The 21,169-nt window shown below is 54.2% G+C and carries 13 protein-coding genes; 7 read left to right on the forward strand and 6 right to left on the reverse strand.

The window, feature by feature from the left end:
- Window positions 1-13: 13 nt before the first annotated feature.
- Window positions 14-1,333 carry a GDSL-type esterase/lipase family protein gene (locus tag SH248x_RS10805; RefSeq protein WP_459558551.1) on the reverse strand — a complete coding sequence of 440 codons (1,320 nt, stop codon included), beginning with the start codon at window positions 1,331-1,333 and terminating at the stop codon, window positions 14-16.
- Window positions 1,334-1,488: 155 nt separating this feature from the next.
- On the opposite strand from SH248x_RS10805, the gene SH248x_RS10810 reads away from it, so the two are divergent.
- Window positions 1,489-2,388, forward strand: a complete 900-nt coding sequence (locus SH248x_RS10810) for a diacylglycerol/lipid kinase family protein (protein WP_459558552.1) — start codon at window positions 1,489-1,491, stop codon at window positions 2,386-2,388.
- Window positions 2,389-2,408: 20 nt separating this feature from the next.
- Here SH248x_RS10810 and SH248x_RS10815 read toward each other — a convergent pair whose 3' ends face one another.
- Together SH248x_RS10815 and SH248x_RS10820 are read right to left on the reverse strand one after the other, a co-directional pair.
- Window positions 2,409-2,711 carry a hypothetical protein gene (locus tag SH248x_RS10815; RefSeq protein WP_459558553.1) on the reverse strand — a complete coding sequence of 101 codons (303 nt, stop codon included), beginning with the start codon at window positions 2,709-2,711 and terminating at the stop codon, window positions 2,409-2,411.
- Window positions 2,712-2,725: 14 nt separating this feature from the next.
- Window positions 2,726-3,391 carry a hypothetical protein gene (locus SH248x_RS10820; RefSeq protein ID WP_459558554.1) on the reverse strand — a complete coding sequence of 222 codons (666 nt, stop codon included), beginning with the start codon at window positions 3,389-3,391 and terminating at the stop codon, window positions 2,726-2,728.
- A 271-nt stretch (window positions 3,392-3,662) separates the two neighbouring features.
- On the opposite strand from SH248x_RS10820, the gene SH248x_RS10825 reads away from it, so the two are divergent.
- Window positions 3,663-5,957 carry a PSD1 and planctomycete cytochrome C domain-containing protein gene (locus SH248x_RS10825; protein ID WP_459558555.1) on the forward strand — a complete coding sequence of 765 codons (2,295 nt, stop codon included), beginning with the start codon at window positions 3,663-3,665 and terminating at the stop codon, window positions 5,955-5,957.
- Between the two features lie 59 nt (window positions 5,958-6,016).
- A complete protein-coding gene (locus SH248x_RS10830; RefSeq protein WP_459558556.1) occupies window positions 6,017-7,450 on the forward strand; it encodes a DUF1501 domain-containing protein in 1,434 nt (477 codons plus the stop codon).
- A 1-nt stretch (window position 7,451) separates the two neighbouring features.
- Here SH248x_RS10830 and SH248x_RS10835 read toward each other — a convergent pair whose 3' ends face one another.
- Window positions 7,452-9,398 (reverse strand): alpha-amylase family glycosyl hydrolase, encoded by a 1,947-nt coding sequence (locus SH248x_RS10835; protein ID WP_459558557.1) that lies wholly within the window; start codon window positions 9,396-9,398, stop codon window positions 7,452-7,454.
- Between the two features lie 535 nt (window positions 9,399-9,933).
- Between SH248x_RS10835 and SH248x_RS10840 the strand changes: the two genes are divergently transcribed.
- From SH248x_RS10840 to SH248x_RS10855, 4 genes are all read left to right on the forward strand, one after another.
- Complete coding sequence (locus SH248x_RS10840; RefSeq protein WP_459554289.1) at window positions 9,934-11,253, forward strand: efflux RND transporter periplasmic adaptor subunit; 1,320 nt, start codon at window positions 9,934-9,936, stop codon at window positions 11,251-11,253.
- A gap of 80 nt (window positions 11,254-11,333) precedes the next feature.
- Window positions 11,334-14,549 (forward strand): efflux RND transporter permease subunit, encoded by a 3,216-nt coding sequence (locus SH248x_RS10845; protein ID WP_459554290.1) that lies wholly within the window; start codon window positions 11,334-11,336, stop codon window positions 14,547-14,549.
- A gap of 330 nt (window positions 14,550-14,879) precedes the next feature.
- Window positions 14,880-17,207, forward strand: a complete 2,328-nt coding sequence (locus SH248x_RS10850; RefSeq protein WP_459554291.1) for a DUF1592 domain-containing protein — start codon at window positions 14,880-14,882, stop codon at window positions 17,205-17,207.
- An 86-nt stretch (window positions 17,208-17,293) separates the two neighbouring features.
- Window positions 17,294-18,652, forward strand: coding sequence for a DUF1552 domain-containing protein (locus SH248x_RS10855; protein ID WP_459554292.1), 1,359 nt, complete (start codon window positions 17,294-17,296; stop codon window positions 18,650-18,652).
- 184 nt (window positions 18,653-18,836) lie between these two features.
- Here the strand turns inward: SH248x_RS10855 and SH248x_RS10860 are convergent, their stop codons facing one another.
- Entirely contained in the window at window positions 18,837-19,760 is a 924-nt protein-coding gene (locus tag SH248x_RS10860) for a sugar phosphate isomerase/epimerase family protein (RefSeq protein WP_459554293.1), read from the reverse strand.
- A 2-nt stretch (window positions 19,761-19,762) separates the two neighbouring features.
- On the reverse strand, window positions 19,763-21,073 hold the full coding sequence (locus SH248x_RS10865; RefSeq protein ID WP_459558605.1) for a Gfo/Idh/MocA family protein: 1,311 nt from the start codon (window positions 21,071-21,073) through the stop codon (window positions 19,763-19,765).
- Between the last annotated feature and the right edge of the window lie 96 nt (window positions 21,074-21,169).

Genomic DNA, 21,169 nt, shown 5'->3' on the forward strand with positions numbered 1-21,169 from the left:
TCCATAATCTCGATTATTCAATTTCTTTCACCCGTACATTCCGATACTCCATCTGCCCGCGGTCTCCTTCGAAGCCGATTGGGCCGGTTTCCGGGACTGGCATTGCGTCGAGGAGGACTTCGCCGTTGCAGGTGCAGTAGGCTGTCGTGCCTTTGACGGTCACTTCCAGGTCGTTCCACTCCTGGGGCTTATAGTTCTTCAAGTCTTTGAAGGGGCCTGCGACCGAATAGTCGCGGCATTGGAGTTGTGGTTTGCGGATGAAGACGCCGCCGTCGGCGTTGGGGGAGGCACGAAACTGGAGGCGGAGGACGAAGTCTTTCGGGAACTCTTCTTTGCTCCAGATGACCTGATATTTGCGGCCTTCGGGAGTGGTGGCGGCGGTGATGCCGTGGTTGATCGCGCGGAAGCGGGCATCGGAGGTTTGAGTCAAGCCGTCGTAGGATGCCTGGAATTCCAGGGTCTTATTGTCACGGGCACACCAGCCGGTCAGGTCTTTGCCGTTGAGGAGACTGCGGAAGCCTTCTTCCGGCGTGAAAGGCTTTGGCTCGGTTTCCATCAGCCGCAGAGTGGTGAGAATCGGCCGGAGACCTGAGGCCCACTTGGCATAGCCCTGTTCATTCAGGTGCAGCAGGTCGGGGAAGTAGTCCGGAACGCAGTTGCCATCGGGTTGAGCCCAGTAAGTGTAGGTATCGAGGAAGGTAATCTGGGGATCGCCTTTGACGACCTGGAAGTACAGGTCGTTGAGCCTTTTGATTTTGTCAGCCGGGCGATTTCTATCGGGGTGACTGGGGAAGACCTGGCACAAAATGATCGGCATCGTGTCGCTGTACTTCTTGAGTTCTGCGATCAGGAGCTTCATATTGCCGGCGATGACTTCTGGTTCAATGCCGTCGGCGAGGTCATTCGTACCAATGAGAAGCACCATCGCCTTGGGTTTGAGTGACAGGGCATCTTTTTCCAGACGCAGGAGCAACCCGCGGGTCGTATCGCCGCTGATGCCGCGGTTGGCCAGATGGACTTCGGGGAACAGTTTGCGGAAATCATCGCCCCAGCCTTGGGTGATGGAATCGCCGTAGAAGACGACGGCTCCGTTGTCCTGATCACCTCGATTGGCGAAGTGAATGCGACGCGTCATCCAGGTTTTGATCTGATTTTCATTGCGACGAAGGGGGCCGCCGCCGGGGATGTCGTCGTCTGTGGGTGGGTAGGCCAGTTCGGCGTATTTCGGATCATTCAGATCCATCGGCTCCTGAGCATTCAAGTAAGCGAGCCCAGGAAACTGGATGAACATAGTGAGAAGGACCAGCACGGCGAGTGGAATGTGTTTATTCATGAACGCATTCTTATGGATGAACTGGGTGAATTCAAGTCGCGGCTAAAACGACTCCACGACGGATTTGAATTCGGTCCCTCAACCATCCATGATGAAGCAGCTGACTTGAGAGACCGACCACACGGATTGCAGGCATCAACCGACAGGAGCGAAACGTGAAGACGCTGGTGATTCGAAACCCCCGTTCCGGGAAGCTGAAGAAAAAAGACCAGGAAGCAGAGAAGCTGTGGGAAGAACTGGATGTCGAACAACTGCTGCTCGAGGAGTCTGTTGACCTGAAAGACGAAGTCAAGAAAGCAGCCGAGCAGGGCGTCGAACTCATTGTCGCTGCCGGGGGCGATGGGACGGTGAACTCGGTCGTGAATGCGTTGATGAGTGTACCTGCTGAGAAGCGTCCGGCGATGGGAATTGTCCCGTTGGGGACCGCCAATGATTTTGCCTGGACGCTCGGCTTGCCGGATGCCCCACGAGACGCCTGGGATCTCGTCACGACAGGGATTACTCGACAGGTTGACGTTGTCGCGATGACGACGCATGACGGAACGGTCCACTTCGCCAACATCGCTGCGGGGGGAAACAGCGTCAAGGTGACTGAAAGTATTACCGACGAGCTGAAGCAGAAATGGGGACCGCTCGTTTACGTCCGGGGAGCGATTGAAGCCGTTTCGCAGCTGGAAAGTTACAAGATCAAACTGACGGTGAATGACGAGGAAGTCATCGAGCAATCTGTCTGGGCGGTCCTGATCGCCAATGGAAAAACAAACGCGGGCCGACTTCTCGTCGCCCCGGATGCTTCGCCTTACGATGGGCTGTTAGACGTGATCCTGATTGAGGAGGGGAATCTGCTGGAGTTCGCCGACGTGAGTGCGAATTTGCTGCTGGGCAATTACCTGGAGAACCCGCTGGTTCATCTCCAACGAGCCAGACACGTCAAAATTGAATCCACCCCGGCAATGAAGTTCACTGTCGACGGGGAGGTCGTCGATGAGCTGCCGATCGAGTTCACGGTGATGGAAGGAGCGATTCGGATGGTCGTGGGAGAGGAGCGGGAGTAAGGGGTATTCTCATCTGTTGGCTAGATAGAAAATGCCATGAATAATTTGCCAATGAAACTGAAAATGGAACCAATTAGGTCGAGAATCGGATGAATCTCTTCGGACTTCTCCTTCAATGAACGATAGGCCAGAACGATCACGATCGCACCAGTGAATACGATTACACAGGCAAGTCCGATCAGCATTCCGTACCAGCTCATCGCAATGGCACTGTAGACGACAATCACCGTAACGACAGTAATCGCCGCAGAGACTCCCAGCACCTTAAAGAGGCTTGAAGAGTCCTGCCTGAGTTCTGGCGATTGGTCCTGCTCTGCCATCATCAACTTCCTCGCTTTTATTCCGGCTTCACTTCCGGAGCTTCCTGAACTTTCGCTGGTGTTTCTTCTGCTTCGGGCAGGACGGGTTTGATGATGATGTTGAGGCCGACGAAGGTGGTGGTGATTTCCCATTCGTGTCGGTTCCAGTCGACGATCATCCCTTTGGCTTCGAGTCGGTCGAAGGCTTGTTCGACGTAGAGGGGGACTTTGTCTTCGAATTCCTGGAACAGATCGAGTTTGCGTCCCATGAGGCTGACCAGTCCGGAGATCATGCCGCCGCCGTTCTTTTCAATCGCCTCACGTCCTTCCGGGGAAGCCGGGTCGGGCCCTTTGAGAGTCAGCTGGAAAGACTTATTCAGTTTTCCGACACTGGCAAAGATTCCGTCGCCCAGGCCGATATAGTCACGGTGTTTAACTTCGACTGCGCCTTTTCGGACACGGGCGCCTTTGTAGACGCGGTCCAGATCGGTTTCGAGATAATCTTCCTGGAGAGCCAGATTGATGGCCTGGGCGATGTTCTGAAGCGCTTCTCGCAGAGGGACTTTGCTATGGGAGACACATAACTCTAAATCCTTCATCCCACCGGCTTTGCGGGCCGTAATCGCTCCGCCACCTGCGCCAGCCGGAGCGGTGACTCCAATGACGAGATCTTTCTCTTCGGGCGATGGAGTCGAAGTGGACATCGGTGATACCTTTATTAGTCAGAAAAACTAGTCTTTGTCGGAAAGTTGGGAAACTCTAAGTAAAAGCTGTCCAATCGGAACACGCCAGTCACTTTACGGAATGTTCACTCTGGATGCGAACATCCTTGTATTTTTCCCCTAAACAAATTGAGATTCTTTGACACGTTCTGGAAATTGTGACGAATATCACATAAGCTTATGTTGTTACCGCAATAGAGTAACATCCTCCCTCGTCTTTCCCGCCTGACGACCTGCCTCGAAGGTACCCTCCATGATGCGACATTTCGTTGCAGCTACGATTTTGTTTCTGTCTGCCAGTCTAAACGCAATGGCAGGGGAAGTGGATGAAAAATTCTTTGAGAATAAGATCCGCCCACTCCTTTCTGGCCAGTGTCTGGGATGTCACGGGTCGGAGAAACAGGAGTCAGCCTTGCGCCTGGACACGCGCGAAGCCCTGGTAAAAGGTGGCGACTGGGGGACCGGAATCGATGAAGCCAATCTGAATGGCAGTTTGCTGCTCAAGGCTGTCCGCTTCGAAGACGATGCTCCGAAAATGCCGCCAGCCGGCAAGCTGTCCAATGAGCAAATCGCTGACCTGGAAAAGTGGGTCAAAGCAGGGGCACAATGGCCAAAGACGCAGAACGGGAAGATCATTCCCGTTGATCTGACGAGCACCGAGGGAATTGCCTACGCCCGGGAAACACACTGGGCCTTTCAACCCGTCACGATGCCTGCTCTTCCGAAACCATCGAACCCGAAACTGCTTCAGAACGAAGTCGACTACTTCATCAGCAACAAGCTGGCTGAGAAGAAGATGTCGATGTCGGCTAAAGCGGATCCCCGGACTCGCCTGCGTCGCGTTTATTATGATTTGATCGGGCTGCCGCCGACGTATGAAGAAGTCCAGGCGTTCAAGCGAGATCCTTCTCAGCAGGCCTGGGAGAAAGTCATTGATGATCTGCTTTCCCGTCCACAATACGGTGAGCGATGGGGCCGTTACTGGCTCGATATCGCCCGTTATGCCGACACGATGGGTTACAACTTCGACCAGGATAACAGCTTCCCGTATGCCTACGCTTACCGTGATTACGTGATCCGAAGCTTCAATGACGACAAGCCGTATAACCAGTTCATCAAGGAACAGATCGCAGCCGATCAGATCGAGCTGAAAGATCCTCGCGATATGGCGGCGATGGGGTTTCTGACGCTGGGTCGTAAGAACACGAATGAAGAGATGATGGACGACAAGATCGATGTCGTCAGTCGTGGATTTCTTGGTTTAACCCTGCAGTGCGCCCGTTGTCATGATCACAAATATGATCCTCTGTCTGCGAAAGATTATTACGCCCTTTATGGGGTCTTCAGCAGTTCGTTCCAGCCAGAAGAAGCAGAGCTTCCGATCGTCGAACATGATGATCGACTCGGACCATGGAAGGAATTCTATGAGCAGGTCAAAGTCTTAAAGGGCCGAGAGAAAGAACTCGACGACCAAGTCCGTAAAGCGGAAAAAGAAGAAGACAAAGCCAATCTTCGCAAAGAACGTGACGAGATCAAAAAACAGATCAAGGAGTTGGAAAAGAAAGAACCAGCCGCTCCAACACGTGCCATGATCCTGAAAGATAGAGACAAGCCGTATAATCCTTATGTTTTCCTGCGGGGTAGTGCAGGGCAACGCGGCCCGAATGTTCCTCGTCGTCTGCCAGAAGTTCTGGGACCTCTGCGCAACAACGAGCCATTCAAAGAAGGGAGCGGTCGTAAGGAACTCGCCGAGGCGATCGCCAATCGAGACAATCCTCTGACGGCTCGCGTGATGGTGAACCGCCTGTGGCAGCACCATTTCGGATACGGAATCGTTGGTACGCCAAGTGACTTTGGTTATCGCGGGGATGCTCCGACGAACCCGGAGTTGCTCAATTTCCTGGCCCAGAAATTCATGGATGGTGGCTGGTCGGTCAAGAAGATGCACAAAGTCATTCTGTCCAGTCATGCGTATCAGCAGAGTTCGCTTCCTCAACCTGACAGCAAGCAGGCATTGGAAGATCCAGAAAATCGACTGGTCTGGCGTCAAAATGCTCGACGTCTCGACTGGGAAGCGACTCGCGATTCCATCATGGCGGTCTGCGGGACGATGGATGATGAGGTCTATGGCCCGTCGTACAAACTCAATGAAGAAGTGACACGACGCACCCTGTATGTTTACCTTGATCGTCAGGATGTACCGGAGCTGCTCAGAAACTTTGACTTCACAAATCCCGATGCCAGTACCGACGTGCGATCGCAGACAACTGTGCCGCAGCAGGCGCTGTTCCTGATGAATTCACCGTTTGTGAACGGACAAGTCAAAACCGTTACAGAACGGGTGATGAAAGAGGCAGGGAATCGCGAGAAGGGTGTTCCGATGCTTTATCGAACAATCCTGCAGCGCGAACCGACGAAGAAGGAATCGGGCCTGATGCTGGAGTACATGGCTCGCAGCATGCAGTCGGACCAACTTGCTGTCGAGGTCGCGTTCGGAAATCTTGTGCAGGTCTTGTTGTGCAGCAATGAATTTCTCTATGTCGAGTGATTCGTTTTCGTCTGATCTGATTTTGTCTTGAGTGGAAACGATCGGGACCGTCCTCCCGCATGCCTTGGAGATTGATGATGTTTGATAATCAACTGAGCCGACGTGATATGCTGGCCCGCGCCGGTGTTGGTATGGGAACGCTGGGGCTGGCAGCGCTGATGCAAAGCGAAGGACGCCTGATGGCGGATACTTCGGCGAATCCAACGGCAACGAAAGAGCCGCATTTTAAAGGCCGCGCCAAGGCCGTCATTCACATCTTCCAGAACGGCGGCTGCTCGCACGTCGATTCGTTCGACTACAAGCCTGCTCTGGAAAAATACCACGGCCAGACAGGTCCGATCTCTTTGAAGACCGAGCGCCCGACAGGGACGGTGATGAAATCGCCATGGGAGTTCAAACCCCGTGGCAAAAGCGGCATCATGGTCAGCGAACTGTTTCCAAAGATCGCCGAGTGCATTGATGACATCTGCATCATCAACTCAATGAAAGCGGAAGTTCCCAACCATGAGCCTTCGCTGATGCTGATGAATTGCGGGGCGTCAGTCACGGTGCGTCCATCAATGGGCTCGTGGGTCAACTATGGACTGGGGAGTGAAAATCAGAACCTGCCGGGCTTTATCGCCATGTGCCCGAATGGTTACCCGATCAAGCGTACTCAGAACTGGACGAGTTCATTCCTGCCGGGCGTTTATCAAGGGACCTACATCAATCCCGCCAAAGATGATCCCAAGAAGATTCTGGATGATCTGACGAACGCGCGTCTGAATACTCAGGCGCAACGTCACCAGCTCGATCTGCTGCAACAACTCAATTCTCAGCACCTGTCGCTGCGCAATAAGGATCCTCAACTCGAGTCAGCGATTCAGTCGTACGAACTCGCCTTCCGGATGCAGACGGAAGCCAGCGATGCTTTTGACATCAGCACTGAGCCGGAAGCAATGCACGAGCTTTACGGGACTAAGACTTCGAAGTATGCCAAGTATGTCATGATGACTCGACGCCTGATCGAACGTGGCGTCCGCTATGTGCAACTTTACCATGGCAATGGTCAGCCTTGGGATTCACACAACAAGCTGGAAGAAGAACACGGCCGACTGGCGAAGGAATCGGATCAGGCTGTCGCAGCTCTGTTGATCGACCTCAAACAGCGTGGCATGCTCGACGAAACTCTCGTCATCTGCGGCGGTGAGTTTGGCCGCACGCCGACAGTTGAGCTGCCGAGCAAAGAAAACGTCGTTCTCGGACGCGACCACAACCACCACGGCTTCTCCGTCTGGATGGCTGGTGGCGGTGTCAAAGGTGGATACAAATACGGGACGACAGACGAACTCGGCTTCGCAGCGGCAGAGAATCCTGTCCACGTGCATGATCTCCATGCAACGATCCTGCACCTGCTGGGGCTGGATCATAAACGGTTGACATACCGTTATGCTGGTCGTGACTTCCGATTGACGGATGTGTTTGGGAATGTGGTCACTGATATTCTGGCGTAACCTACCTTGGTCGTGCGAGAACAACGAACTGGTACGGTTCCAGCGTGATCTCTGCTGAGGCGGTGATCACCTGACCGGCCATCATGTCGACGACGCTGCGTCTGAGGCCGAGTCGTCGGAGTGACTGGCCCAGGATCTTCTGCGGGTGTTCAGAGAAGTTCGCGAGGATCAGGACGCTGTGTTCGTTATGGTTGCGGAAGTAGCCGAAGACGTGATCGTTGCCTGTGTCGATGAATTCGGTCTCTGCTCGGTCGAAGGCGAGATTCTGCTTGCGGAGGGATGTCAGGCGGAGCATTCCCTGATACACCTTACCGGCTGCTGTTTCGGTGTTGTCGCGGCTTTGGGAGCGTACCCAGTCAAACTTGGGGCGGTGCAACCAGCGTGAATCGCCGGTCTTGATCGGGAATGTGTTGTATTCGTAGTCGTTAAGCATTGCGATCTCATCGCCGAGGTAGATGAGAGGAATGCCGCCGATGGTCATGATGACGCCATGGATGAGCAGGATTCGTCGAATGGCCAGATCGATCTCATACTGATCGTTGCGTTCGAGGGCGTATTCAAGACCAGCCAGTGAGGCGGTCATCCCTGAGACCCGTGCATCACCAGTCTTCGGGTTTTCCTGGAACGGCTGTCCTCGGGAGAAGCTTCCTTCGAATTTGCCGACGAAGAAATCAGACAGAAAGCGTCGATGGGAGGCCGGTTCATATCCAGCCGCTGCGATGTCCTCATCTGTGATGACCCAACCAATGTCGTCATGACAGCGAATGTAATTGACCCAGCCGCAGTCATTGGGAATACGAAAGCGTTTCTCCATGGCTGTGCGCAGGATGCGAATGTCGCGAGTCGCCAGTGAGTTCCAGATTAACGCCATGAGCTGCGGGTTATAGGACAGCGAACATTCGTCACGTGAAATGTACTTGATCACTTCATCAGGATGGACGATGGCTTCGGACTTGAGCGCGATCGCAGGGGCAGCGATTCGAGCCAACGCAGAGAAGGCCTGGATGATGATGTGAGCTTCTGGCAGGTTCTGGCAGTTGGTCCCAAGACGCTTCCACAAGAAGGCGACGGCATCAAGGCGAATGACTTCCACGCCCTGATTGGCCAGAAAGAGCATCTCCTCAACCATGCGGTTAAACACAACCGGGTTTTGATAGTTAAGATCCCACTGGTAATTGTGGAACGTCGTCCAGACCCATTTCTTGATGCGATTTCGATACGTAAACGCGCCGATGTGGTCGTCCGGGAAGACATCGAGCATGTCGCGATCGAACGCATCCGGCTGGGAGCGGTCTGGGAACATCAGGTAATAGTCCTGGAACTCCTTCTCGCCGGCCAACGCTCGCTGTGCCCATTCGTGTTCTTCTGACGTGTGATTGAAAACGAAGTCGATGCACAACGAGATGCCGTGGTGACGCAGCAGTTGGGCCAGTTCCGAGAGTTCCTGCATCGTGCCCAGACGCGGGTCGACTTCGCGGTAATCGCTGACGGCATAGCCGCCGTCGTTATCACCTTCGGGAACTTTGAAGAGAGGCATCAGGTGCAGGTAAGTGATCCCCAGTTCCTTCAAATACCCAACTCGCTCCTTTAAGCCTGTAAGGTTGTCGGCGTAAAGATCGACGTAACACATGGCTCCGACCATACGGTTGGACTGGAACCAGTCGGGATGCATCTCGCGCAACGCATCAAGAGCCTTGAGTTCGTCATTGCGACTGATCCACAGTTCGGTCGTGGAAATCAGGATCGACTCGACGTGAAAGAAGAAGTCATACAAATGGCCATACAAGTGATGGAGACACCCAAACAGCTGAGGAAAATTCTTACTCAGGCGACGGCTGTAGTCTTCCCAGACTTCTGGCTCGAGGTGTCCTTTGAAGCGGTTTTCCAGGCGTGGGAGCAGGCGAGACAACGTTTTCTCGGAATGTTCCATGATTTGGGCAGTAAGCATGACCACGTCGTAGACTTTCAGAATTGCATCCGGAGTGACATCCAGAATGGCGTCTTGAATTCCATCAAAGTAAGAACATCAATTGTCGAGCCGATCAACAAGGCTGAGCCACAACCTTTCAGCATCACAGCATCTGTTTTCGTGGCGTTCCCTGGCCACATTTCCCATTTTTCACTGGTTGGAATGGATTCTAGCGGTGAGAATGACCTCAGGCCACCCATGACTTCCCTAGAAAAATCCTGGCGAGACCAGTTCCACAGCGGAATTGAAATTCGCCTTGCCCAGGTCGTTGACTGACAGGGAGTCTGATCGTCACGATAGAGACTTGATACGACGAACGTTGCGGGAACATCTTGATGATTCCCATTCCAACTGACCACTGATCTTAATAGACCACTGTGAACGTATGAAGAATTCCAGTCTCACACTTGTCCATCAAATTGCTGCCGTCCGCATCGCGTCTGTGATGATGGCAGTGACGGCGCTTATCTGTGTCAGTGGTTGTCAGGGGCAACCGCAGGGTCCTCCTGGCGGGATGCCAGTACCAACAGTTGTGGCGACACAGCCTCTCAAAAAGAAAATCGTCATCTGGGATGAGTACACAGGTCGGCTGGAAGCGGTGAACTACGTTGAGATCCGGGCCCGCGTGAGCGGGTATCTGGAATCGATGAACTTCGATGAAGGAGAATTCGTTAACGAGGGGGATCTCCTGTTTGTCATTGATCCGAAGCCGTTTCAAGCCGAGGTCGAACAGGCGCTTGCTTCCGTTGTTCAAGCCAAAGCTCAGAAAAAACAGGCTGAGTCGAATCTGTCTGTTTCGAAGGCACAGCGTAGCGCGACCAAGGCGCGATTCGATCTGGCGAAGAATGATCTTGATCGAGCGCAGACGCTGAAGGATCGAAACGTCATCACGGCAGAGGAGTTCGAGAACAGGTCAGCAGGACTTCTGGAGGCGACTGCGAATCTCGAACAAGCCGATGCACAAATTGAAGCCTCCGAAGCCGCCTTGGTCACTGCAGATGCGGATATCGCGGTCTCGGAAGCATCGTTATCAATTGCACGCCTGAACCTGTCTTACACAAATATCACGGCACCGGTCAAAGGTCGGATCAGTCAGCGAAACGTGACGATTGGCAACCTGATCGGAGGAGGAACAAGTGAGTCGACCATGCTGACGACTCTTGTGTCACTGGATCCGATCTACTGCGTTTTCTACGCCGATGAAAGTGACTTTCTCAAGTACTCCCGTCTCAGTCAGGAAGGAGTCCGCAAAAGCTCTCGCGATTATCGCAAACCGGTTTATGTCGCGCTCGCTGATGAGACGGAATATGTCCATATTGGTCACATGGACTTCGTGGACAACCGGCTCGATTCCAGTACAGCAACCATCCTCGGACGCGCGATCCTTCCGAATACGGATGGCTTTTTGACACCGGGAATGTTCGTGCGGCTGCGACTTCCCGGCAGCGACCCGCGCGAGACGATTCTCCTTCCCGACGAAGCGATCAACACCGATCAGGACTCCAAGTTCGTCTATGTCATCAATGATCAGAAGAAGGTCGACCGCGTTCCCGTCACGCTGGGCCCGGTCAGTCACGGTTTGCGAGTGATTGAAAAGGGACTGACAGGAAACGAAAACGTCGTCATTCAGGGCGTGCAGAAAGTTCGACCTGGGGCAGAAGTCAAAGTTGATCTGAAGAAAACGGAAGAGCTCATCAAGCCGACGAACAATCTGAACCTGCCTGATGAATATGAAGATGTGCCTCGCGAGAAATGGCTGCTCACGCCTCCCGAAACCAAACCAGCCGAAGCAGCGGGACAGCCGAATAAGCCCGCTGTCGTCGATCCGATTTAACAATCTCTCGGGATTGATCGAAAACCTGAAACAACATCGAGTGACTCACGTCGACGGCCGCAGCGGGTGCAAGGGACTTTATGGGTATCGCACACTTCTTTATTGATCGACCAATTTTCGCGACCGTTCTCTCAGTCGTGATGATGATCGTTGGCTCGATTGCTTATCTGGTGCTGCCGTCGTCGCAGTATCCCGATGTCGTTCCGCCGACGATTGTGGTTCGCGCGAGTTACCCGGGAGCACCGCCGGAAATCATTGCCCAGACTGTTGCCACTCCGATTGAGCAGGAAGTCAACGGCGTTGAAGACATGCTCTATATGTCGTCTCAATGCACCAACGACGGCACGATGCAACTGACAATCACCTTCAAAATCGGCACTGATCTCGATAATGCTCAGGTTCTGGTTCAGAACCGTGTTGCCGTTGCTGAGCCGCGACTCCCGGAGACAGTCCGTCGCCTTGGAATCACGACGAAGAAAACTTCGCCTGACCTGTTGATGGTCATCCACCTCATCTCACCCGATGCGTCGCTGGATTCTCTTTACATCGGCAACTATGCCCTGATTCAGGTTCGCGACGAACTGGCTCGTGTCGAAGGGGTCGGCGATATCAATATCTTCGGTCTGCGTGAATACAGCATGCGGGTCTGGATCGATCCCGATAAGCTGGCTCACCTGTCATTGACCACGCAGGAACTGATGGCTGCCATGCAGGAGCAGAACATTCAGGTTGCCTCCGGCGTTCTTGGTCAGCCACCGGCTCCGAAAGGGAGTCCGTTTCAATTCACGGTGACGACGCTGGGACGTCTGGAATCTGTGGAACAGTTTGGTGACATCATCATCAAGCGGGGAGAAGCAGGGCGGATTGTGACGGTCAAAGATGTCGCCCGAATCGAACTCGGTGCGCGTGATTATTCGACCAACAGTTATCTCGATTCAACACCAGCCGTCGGGATTGCAGTCCTCCAGTTGCCCGGTGCCAACGCGATCGCGACAGCCGAACGGGTCATCGAGTCAATCCAGACACAATCCGAAAAGTTTCCCCAAGGTCTTGAACACCGCATCGTCTATAACCCGACTGTCTTCGTGGAAGAGTCGATCAATTCGGTCATCCATACACTCTTCGAAGCGATCATTCTCGTCGTTATCGTCGTTCTGATCTTCCTGCAGAACTGGCGGGCGAGTGTGATTCCGTTGATGGCGATTCCCGTTTCGCTCATCGGGACGTTTGCGTTCATGCAGTTGTTCGGTTTCTCGCTCAACATGCTGTCGCTGTTCGGGCTGGTGCTCGCGATCGGGATCGTGGTCGATGATGCGATCGTTGTGGTCGAGAACGTCGAGCGTCACATCGAACATGGCATGACGCCCAAAGCTGCATCCCATAAAGCAATGGATGAAGTGACGGCTGCTGTCATCGCGATTGCGTTCGGCCTTTCTGCGGTGTTCGTCCCGACGGCATTCCTCTCCGGGATCACGGGCTTATTCTTCCAGCAGTTTGCATTGACGATTGCTGTCTCGACGCTGCTGTCGGCTCTGGTTTCGTTGACCCTGACTCCTGCCATGTGTGCGATCCTGCTGACCAGCCGCGAGGCGAAGAAAGACTGGTTCGCGCGACTTTGGGACATCTTGTTTGGCTGGTTCTTCAAGCTGTTTAACAAAGCGTTCGACTTCATAAGCCACCTTTATGCCAAGATGGTCGGCGTGGTCGTTCGATTCTGGATCTTCCCCATCGCGTTGTATGCTGCCCTCGTCGCGATGGCTGTGATTGGATTCTATGTCGTCCCGGCTGGATTCATTCCCGCCCAGGATAAGGGATACCTGATTGTCGCCATTCAGTTGCCCGACAGTGCATCCATTGAGCGAACGGATGCCGTCATCACCAAAGCCCGTGACCTGATTATGGACACCGAGGGGGTCGAACACGCAGTCGTCATCGCCGGTTTCTCCGGTGCCACACGCGCGAATAGTGCCAATGCTGGTGCGATCTTCGTCGTCCCCAAATCGATCGAAGAGCGAGCCGAACATGGCCCCTCGCAGCCACAGTTGATCGGCACGCTCCAAGGAAAAATGATGTCGATCCCTGAAGCGGAGATCTTCGTCATTCCTCCACCTCCCGTTCAGGGACTCGGAACGGGCGGGGGGTACAAGTTCCTCATTCAATCGCGTGGCGGGGGTACTCCTCAAGAGCTTCAGACGATCACTGATGAATTCGTCGCCAAGTGCAATCAGGAACAGTCGCTGGCTCGTGTTTTTTCGACGTTCCGTGCCAGTACGCCTCAGGTCTATGCGAACATCAATCGCGTCAAAGCCAATATGCTCAACGTTCCGCTGGATAGCATCTTTCAGACCCTTCAGGTCAATCTGAGTTCGTCTTATGTGAACGATTTCAATCTGTTCGGCCGAACCTTTCAGGTGACTGCTCAAGCGGATGCACCGTTTCGTATTGATCAGCAGAATGTCACGGACCTGAAAACCAGAAACACCAACGGCGACATGGTCCCGCTGGGCAGCGTTCTCGACATGCAGTGGCGAACGGGCCCAGACCGTTACGTCCGATACAACCTTTATCAAGCGTCTGAAATTCAAGGCGATACTGGCCTCGGCTTCAGTTCAGGAGATGCGATCGCGACGATCGATCGCCTCGGTCGTGAAACACTTCCTCCCGGCTATACCGTCGAGTGGACGGACCTCGCATATCAGGAAAAAGCGGCTGGTAACACGGCGATTTACATCTTCCCGCTGTGCGTTCTGTTCGTCTTCCTCGTTCACTCCGCTGAATACGAAAGCTGGATGCTGCCACTGGCGATTATTCTAATTGCACCCGTTGCGTTGCCGTTCGCGCTTGGCGGGATCTGGATGCGAGGGATGGACAACAACCTGATTGCTCAGATCGGATTCGTCGTGCTGATCGGTCTGGCAGCGAAGAACGCGGTGTTGATTGTCGAGTTTGCCAAGCAGTTGGAAGAGCAGGGGAGATCCCCGACCGAGGCTGCCGTTGAGTCCTGCCGACTGCGTCTGCGCCCGATCATGATGACCTCGTTCGCGTTTATCCTGGGGGTAGTCCCGTTGGCGATCGCGACAGGTCCAGGGTTCGAAATGCGTCAAGTACTGGGAACCGCCGTCTTTTTCGGAATGCTCGGCGTGACGTTCATGGGATTGTTCCTGACGCCAACGTTTTATGTCCTCTTGCGACATATTTCGCTGTGGATCAATCCGAACAGCGTATTCCATGCTCATGGCGGAGCCGCCGAGCGAACTGATATTGCCGACGAAAAGGGGACTGCGACACATCACTAGGCGAGAAGCACACTGATCGAGCCTGAAGCGACTGTTGAGAGGATTTCCTGATCGACTTTTCCGCCAACTCTCTGACTAATCAGGAGTTGCGCGCGATAAAGATCGAATAAATGCCCATTGAAATATCACAAAAAAGCCGATATTCTTTACTGTGTCTCCTGGAGACACTCCCTCCGTTTGACGGCTTCCGCCTCGCGTCTCGAGTGCTTGGTCGTCCCCTCCTGTTTTCCCTGCCTGCGTTCTTCGGCGTGATGTCGGATGGGCACTTTGCACGTCCGCAACCTGTCGACTCGATGGCAAGTCCTCCCACCGCCCGGAAGTTTCGTGCTTATGAAGCCAGAAACCTGCCATTATTATGTCCGCATGCTTGGACTGGCAGTTCTGTTTTGCCTGCCTGGATCTCTCTCGGCCGCCGATCAGAAACTGGCAGAAGGCGCAGCGTTTCTGCAGAAATACTGCTACGACTGCCACGGCAACGGCGCCAATGAAGGTCAGGTCGCTCTCGGCAATGAAGGGGAGTTAGACAAAGTCCTCGGGGATCACAAACTCTGGGGCCGCGTCTGGGATAACGTTCTCACCGGAGCCATGCCTCCCGCCGATATGCCACAACCGACTGAGGAAGAAAAGCGGGCTTTCTCGAAATGGGTCGGCGGTACGGTCTATCATCTCGACCCCGCCAAGCCTGCTCCGGGACGTGTCGTTATTCGACGACTGAATCGACCGGAATATCACTTCGTCATCCTGGACATGTTTGGCATCGACTTCTCGGTCGAAGAAAATTTTCCGCCGGATGATACGGGGTATGGCTTCGACACGATCGGTGATGTCCTTTCGATCCCGCCCTCGCTGCTCGAAAAATACTTTCTCGCTGCGGAGTCGATTGCAGGCCAGATTCGCGACTACGCCACCCCGCGCATGCCGGTGCACCGTCCGGAAAAGAACAAAACCATCAAGGACTCCAACGAGTTCACCGAGATCAAACAGTTTGAATTCAACATCAAGAAGGCAGGCGATTATCGCGTTGATGCGCGGATCATCGCTGGTGGTGAGTTTTCGCCCTACAACGGCACCGTCGATGTGACGCTGGCCCGCGGCGATGATGTCGTCAGCAAGTATCAGATCAACACTCTCGACCCGGGCAAAGCCATCACCCGAATAGACCTCGACGATACAGTCCACCTTCCCGCAGGTAAGCATTTCCTTGAGATCCGCATCAATGAAAACAAAGTTCCGATTCCGCCTGAGAAACGGGGAGCAGAATACAGCGAACCGACTCTGTCGATCAGCAATCTCGAACTGGCGGGCCCGCTCGATGGCAGCTCGAACTACATCGATAAGAAAGCTTACGTGGTCTTCCCGGATGGCCCTGGTCAGTCGAAAACACCCGAAGAACAACGTGCCTATGCACAACGGATTCTGTCACGATTTGCATCAAAAGCCTTTCGGCGTCCTGTGACTGACGATCAGATCGCTCGACTGATGAAGATCTACGAGATGGCGCAGTCTGCTCCAGGATCGTCATTTGAAGACTCGGTTTGCCAGTCACTGATCGCGATTTTGGTTTCGCCGAGATTCCTGCTGCGAGAAGAGTTCCCGGAGGAAGTTGCCTCTGAGACCGAGACGATTGATGACTATTCGCTCGCCTCTCGGCTGTCGTTCTTCCTGTGGTCGAGCATTCCCGATGATGAGCTCATGGGGCTGGCATCAAAGGGTGAACTGCGAGGGAATCTCGATTCGCAGCTGAAGAGGATGCTCGCGGATAAGAAGTCGGAGCGTTTCGTGGACAACTTTGTCGGGCAGTGGTTGCTGACTCGCGATGTTCTTGGCATGCCCAAGTCCAGCAAGACGTTTGAATACAGTACCCGTCGCGCGATGAAAGACGAGACCGAACTCTTCTTTGCACACGTTCTCAAAGAGAACCGTCCGATCATTGAGCTGCTCACGGCGAACTATACCTTCCTCAATAAGGATCTTGCGAACTTCTACGGCGTTCCGGGTGTGGAAGGCAAAGAGATGCGGAAGGTCAATCTTCCGGCGGATTCGCAACGCGGTGGTCTTCTGACGCATGGCAGTATCCTGATGGTGACTGCCAATCCCAACCGAACCTCGCCGGTCAAACGTGGGAAGTTCATCCTGGAAAACGTCTTTGGCACTCCACCACCGCCGCCGCCAGCCGCTGTGCCGGATCTGGAAGAAGCCAAGAAGGACGGCAAGAAGCCCAAGAGTGTCCGTGAACAACTGGCTGTGCACCGGGAAGATCCATCCTGTGCCTCGTGTCATAATCGCATGGACCCGCTGGGACTGGCTTTGGAGAATTTCGACTTCACCGGTCGGTATCGTGAGAAGGAGATGAACGAGACCATCGATCCCTCGGGAACGCTGGTCAACGGTCGTTCGTTTACGTCCGTGGCCGAATTTCGTGGACTGATCGCCGAACAGAAACGACTCTTTGAGCGATGTCTCGTTCAAAAGCTCATGACCTATGCTCTCGGTCGTGGCATGGAACCGACCGATAACCCAACCGTCGAAGCTCTCGTCGATCGACTCGATGCCAGCGGCGGCCAATTACAAGATGCGATCCGTCTGATCGTCGAAACACCTCAATTCCAAATGCGTCCCAAAATCACTGAAGCAGTCAGCGTATCGAACTCACAGTGATTCCAAACGCGTACCGTTAACAGCACACTGATAGACGAGACAGGAACTTTCCCATGTCAGGATTCGGACTGCGACCAAGACAAGCAATGTCACTCGATTCTCGTCGACGCTTCCTCAAAGGGATGGGAGCGCTGATGGCGCTGCCGGCCCTGGAATCCTTCTGGAATCCAGCCAGCGCTTTGGCCATGACGCCAAACTCAGCAGCCAGTATGACGGCGAGTGGTGCACCTTTGCGGATGGCGTACATCGCGGTTCCCAACGGTGTGAACTACAAATACTGGAAGCCCGAAGGTCTCGGCAAAGACTTCCAGCTCAACCAGTCCATGGCGTCACTCAATCCCCTGAAAGACAAGATCCAGGTCTTTTCTGGTTTCGCTCATGATGGTGCCCGCGCTCATGGTGATGGTCCTGGTGACCACGCGCGGGCCAACGCAGCTTTCCTGACCGGAACACATCCGCGCAAGACCTCCGGTGCCGATATTCATTGCGGCGTTTCCATCGATCAGATCGCAGCCAACGAAGTTGGACACCTGACGCGTCTTCCATCGATTCAACTGAGCTGTGAGAAGTCACGGAACTCCGGCAACTGCGACAGTGGTTACAGCTGTGCCTATCAGTACAACCTTTCGTGGGTCTCGCCGAACCTGCCGCTCGCGCCGGAATCAAACCCTCGCGCGGTCTTTGAACAACTCTTCGGAACCGGCGCTCCATCCGAGCGTGAAGCACTCTATCAGGCCCGTATCGCCAAGCGCCGCAGTATTCTCGATTATGTCATGGAGGATGCCCGCCAGATGTCGAAGCGTGTCTCGACCGCTGATCGCCAGAAGATCGATCAATATCTGACCAGCATTCGTCGTATCGAACAGCAGATCGAGCAAGCAGAACGTTTCCCGCTTCCAGAAACCGATGACGTCTCTCCTTCAGGCGTCCCTGGCAGCTACCGGGATCATATTGACCTGATGTTCGACATGCTGGCCCTCTCGTTCGAAACCGATTCAACCCGTATCGCCTCATTTACGCTGGCACACGAAGGGAGCGGTCGGAACTTCAAAGAACTCGGCATCTCTGAAGGTCACCACTATCTGTCTCACCACGGTAAAGATCCGGATAAGACCGAGAAGATCGCAAAGATCGACGCCTACTACACAGAGCGTCTGTCACGCTTCCTCACGACTCTCGACAGCAAGAAAGAAGCAGATGGCTCAACGATTCTCGACAACTCGATGATCGTCTACGGCGGAGCCATCGGCGACGGAGACCGACACAATCACGACGACCTGCCCATCATCGTCGCAGGCGGGGCAGGGGGGACATTCCAGACTGGGCGTCACGTCAAGTTCAACAACGACGTTCCGCTGAGTAACCTGTTCCTCTCGATGGTCGACCGCTACGGTGTTAAGTTAGATCGCTTCGGCGACAGCACTGCGAAGCTGACTGATCTGTAAATGGGTAACTTCAAGGCGAAGGCATGCGAGGCCATCAGCGGTTAACTCACCGTTGGAGTGATGCATCGCAAAGAAACGGATCACACGAAGGTTCGCCCTCCCGGTTGTGCGGACAATAAAAAAGCGACGGTGCAGGGAAATCCTGACCGCCGCTTTTCTTTTTTGACTCAAACTCTGCACCGAACTAGTTCGGCAGGATCTCTTTCATATCGGCCAGGAGTTGAGCGAGGTAATCTCGCTTTCCGCCTGCGACTTCTGCGGTGCACCAGCCTGTGTAGCCGATTTCGTCAAGGGCTTCACGGACAGCCGGCCAGTTGATCGTGCCCTTTTTCAGACTGGCGAACTTGTTCTCGGTGCGGCTGAAGTCTTTGACATCCAGCTTCACGATTCGCTTGCCGAGCAGGCGAATCCAGGCTTCCGGCTGACCATACTTATGATGGTTGCCGATGTCAAAATAGGCACCGACCCATGGGCTGTTGAACGAATCAATGAAGTCCGCATAAGCTTCAGCCGATTGCTCGGGACCGGAAGCCGAATCGTAGAACAGCTGATTCCAGACGTTCTCAATCAGGATGCTGATTCCGAGTTTGGCAGCTAACGGCAGAACAGGAACGATCACTTCATCAATGCGAGGCTTGATCTCATCCCATTTGCCATCTTTGCCGTGACCGGGCACGAACAGAACCGACGACCCGCCGATCGCTGACGATGTCTTGACGGCGGTGATCAGGTCTTCTCGGCATTTCTCCCGCACAGCAGGATCTGGATCGCTGGCACGGCTGTTCCAATGTGTCGAATCCACGACGCCGTGAATCGGCAGGCCCGTCTGCTTCGAAGCCGCGATCAGTTCTTCATTGGGAGGACCGCCAGGTGCATCGAGTTCGACGCCGTCATAGCCGAGTTCGAGCAGCATCTGGAATTTTTCCAGAACGCTACCGCCTTCGCCGACCATGCCCCACTTCAGAGACTTGTAGATCGGACGACGGGCTGCCGAGTTTGCCACTGCAACGCTCGCTGCTTGCGCGCGAGTCGTGAGCTCTGGTGCCATCGCCATTCCCAGTCCGACTGGCAGGGCGGCTTTGAGGATATCTCTTCGATTCATCGACATGCTTAATATCCTTTAGAAATACCAGGAACTGGAATCGGGTAATTGCCGTTGGCATCTGGCAGAACAGGTGCTTCTGCTTCAAACTCGTACGACTTCGGCTGCAATGAGAAGTTGCTCGCGAGTGCTTCGTCCATACGGACGACCTGACCTGAGTAAGTTGCCATACGACCGAGGATGGTCGTCATCGAACTCATCGCGCCCATCTCGGCTTCGTTATGTGGAAGCCCTTCGCGAATCGCTTTGAAGAGGACGTCGTGCTCAACCTGATAAGGGTTGTTCTTCACATCGCGTGGAACCCGGTACTTCTCGCCGGCAAACGTCTCGATAGAGTTCGGTGCGAAGATCGTCGCATTCCCCTTGGTCCCGGTCGCGTAGGCAGACGAGGTGTTCCAGCAGTTGGGAACGTGTCTACAGGCGCTGAACATCTTGGATCCGTCGGCGAAGGTGAACTCGACGTTATGGTGATCGAAGATGTCGCCATAGCGGGCTTCGGTGCGAACGGCACGTCCACCCATCCCCTGCGCTTCGACAGGGAATTGAATCCCTTTCAGCCAGCATCCGATGTCAATGTTATGAATGTGCTGCTCGACGATATGATCGCCAGACAGCCAGCAATAGTAGTACCAGTTGCGTGTCTGATACTCCATCTCGGTCTTACATTGCTCGCGGGTACGTCGAGGTTCCCAGACACCGCTTGTGTTGTAATAAACGCGAGAGAAGAGAATGTCCCCGATGGCTCCGTCGAGCACACGATTCATGACGTCGACGAAGCGGGCATCGTAGTGATACATCAGCCCGACGCCGACCTTGAGGTCTTTCTCCTTGGCGATTCGTGTCGTCGCGAGAACCTGATTCACCCCCGCTGCATCGACAGCAACCGGCTTCTCCATGAAGACGTGCTTGCCCTTCTCCACAGCATACTGATACTGGACCGGGCGAAATCCGGGAGGAGTCGTCAGGATGACCAGATCGACATCGGAATCGATGACCTTCTTATAGGCATCGAAGCCGCTGTACATCGTCTCTGGTGTGACGGAAATCTTCGCGGTCGGATTCTCTTTAACAGCGGCTTTGATCCCGCTGAGAGCTGGTTCGAGAGCATCGGGAAACAAGTCGCCCATCGCCACGAGTTCGACGTTGCCTTCCGTTGATAGCGCCTGTGCGCAGGCGCCGTTCCCACGGCCACCACAACCAACCAGACCAATCTTGATCGTATCATTATTGTTCTGCCAGGCGTTGGCAGAAAACGCGAGTGAATTCAGCGGGTTCAGAGGATACCTCCCATCGTCTTTGGACAGTCGAACTCCGAGCAGAGAGATCGCAAAATAACATCTCGATTATACCGATCAGATACGAATCACTCGAAACATCATCCGGCACTTGTGCAAGGTTTTTCACAGATCACTGTT

Source organism: Lacunimicrobium album (genome assembly GCF_052161635.1).
Classification (GTDB): Bacteria; Planctomycetota; Planctomycetia; order Planctomycetales; family Planctomycetaceae; genus SXPC01.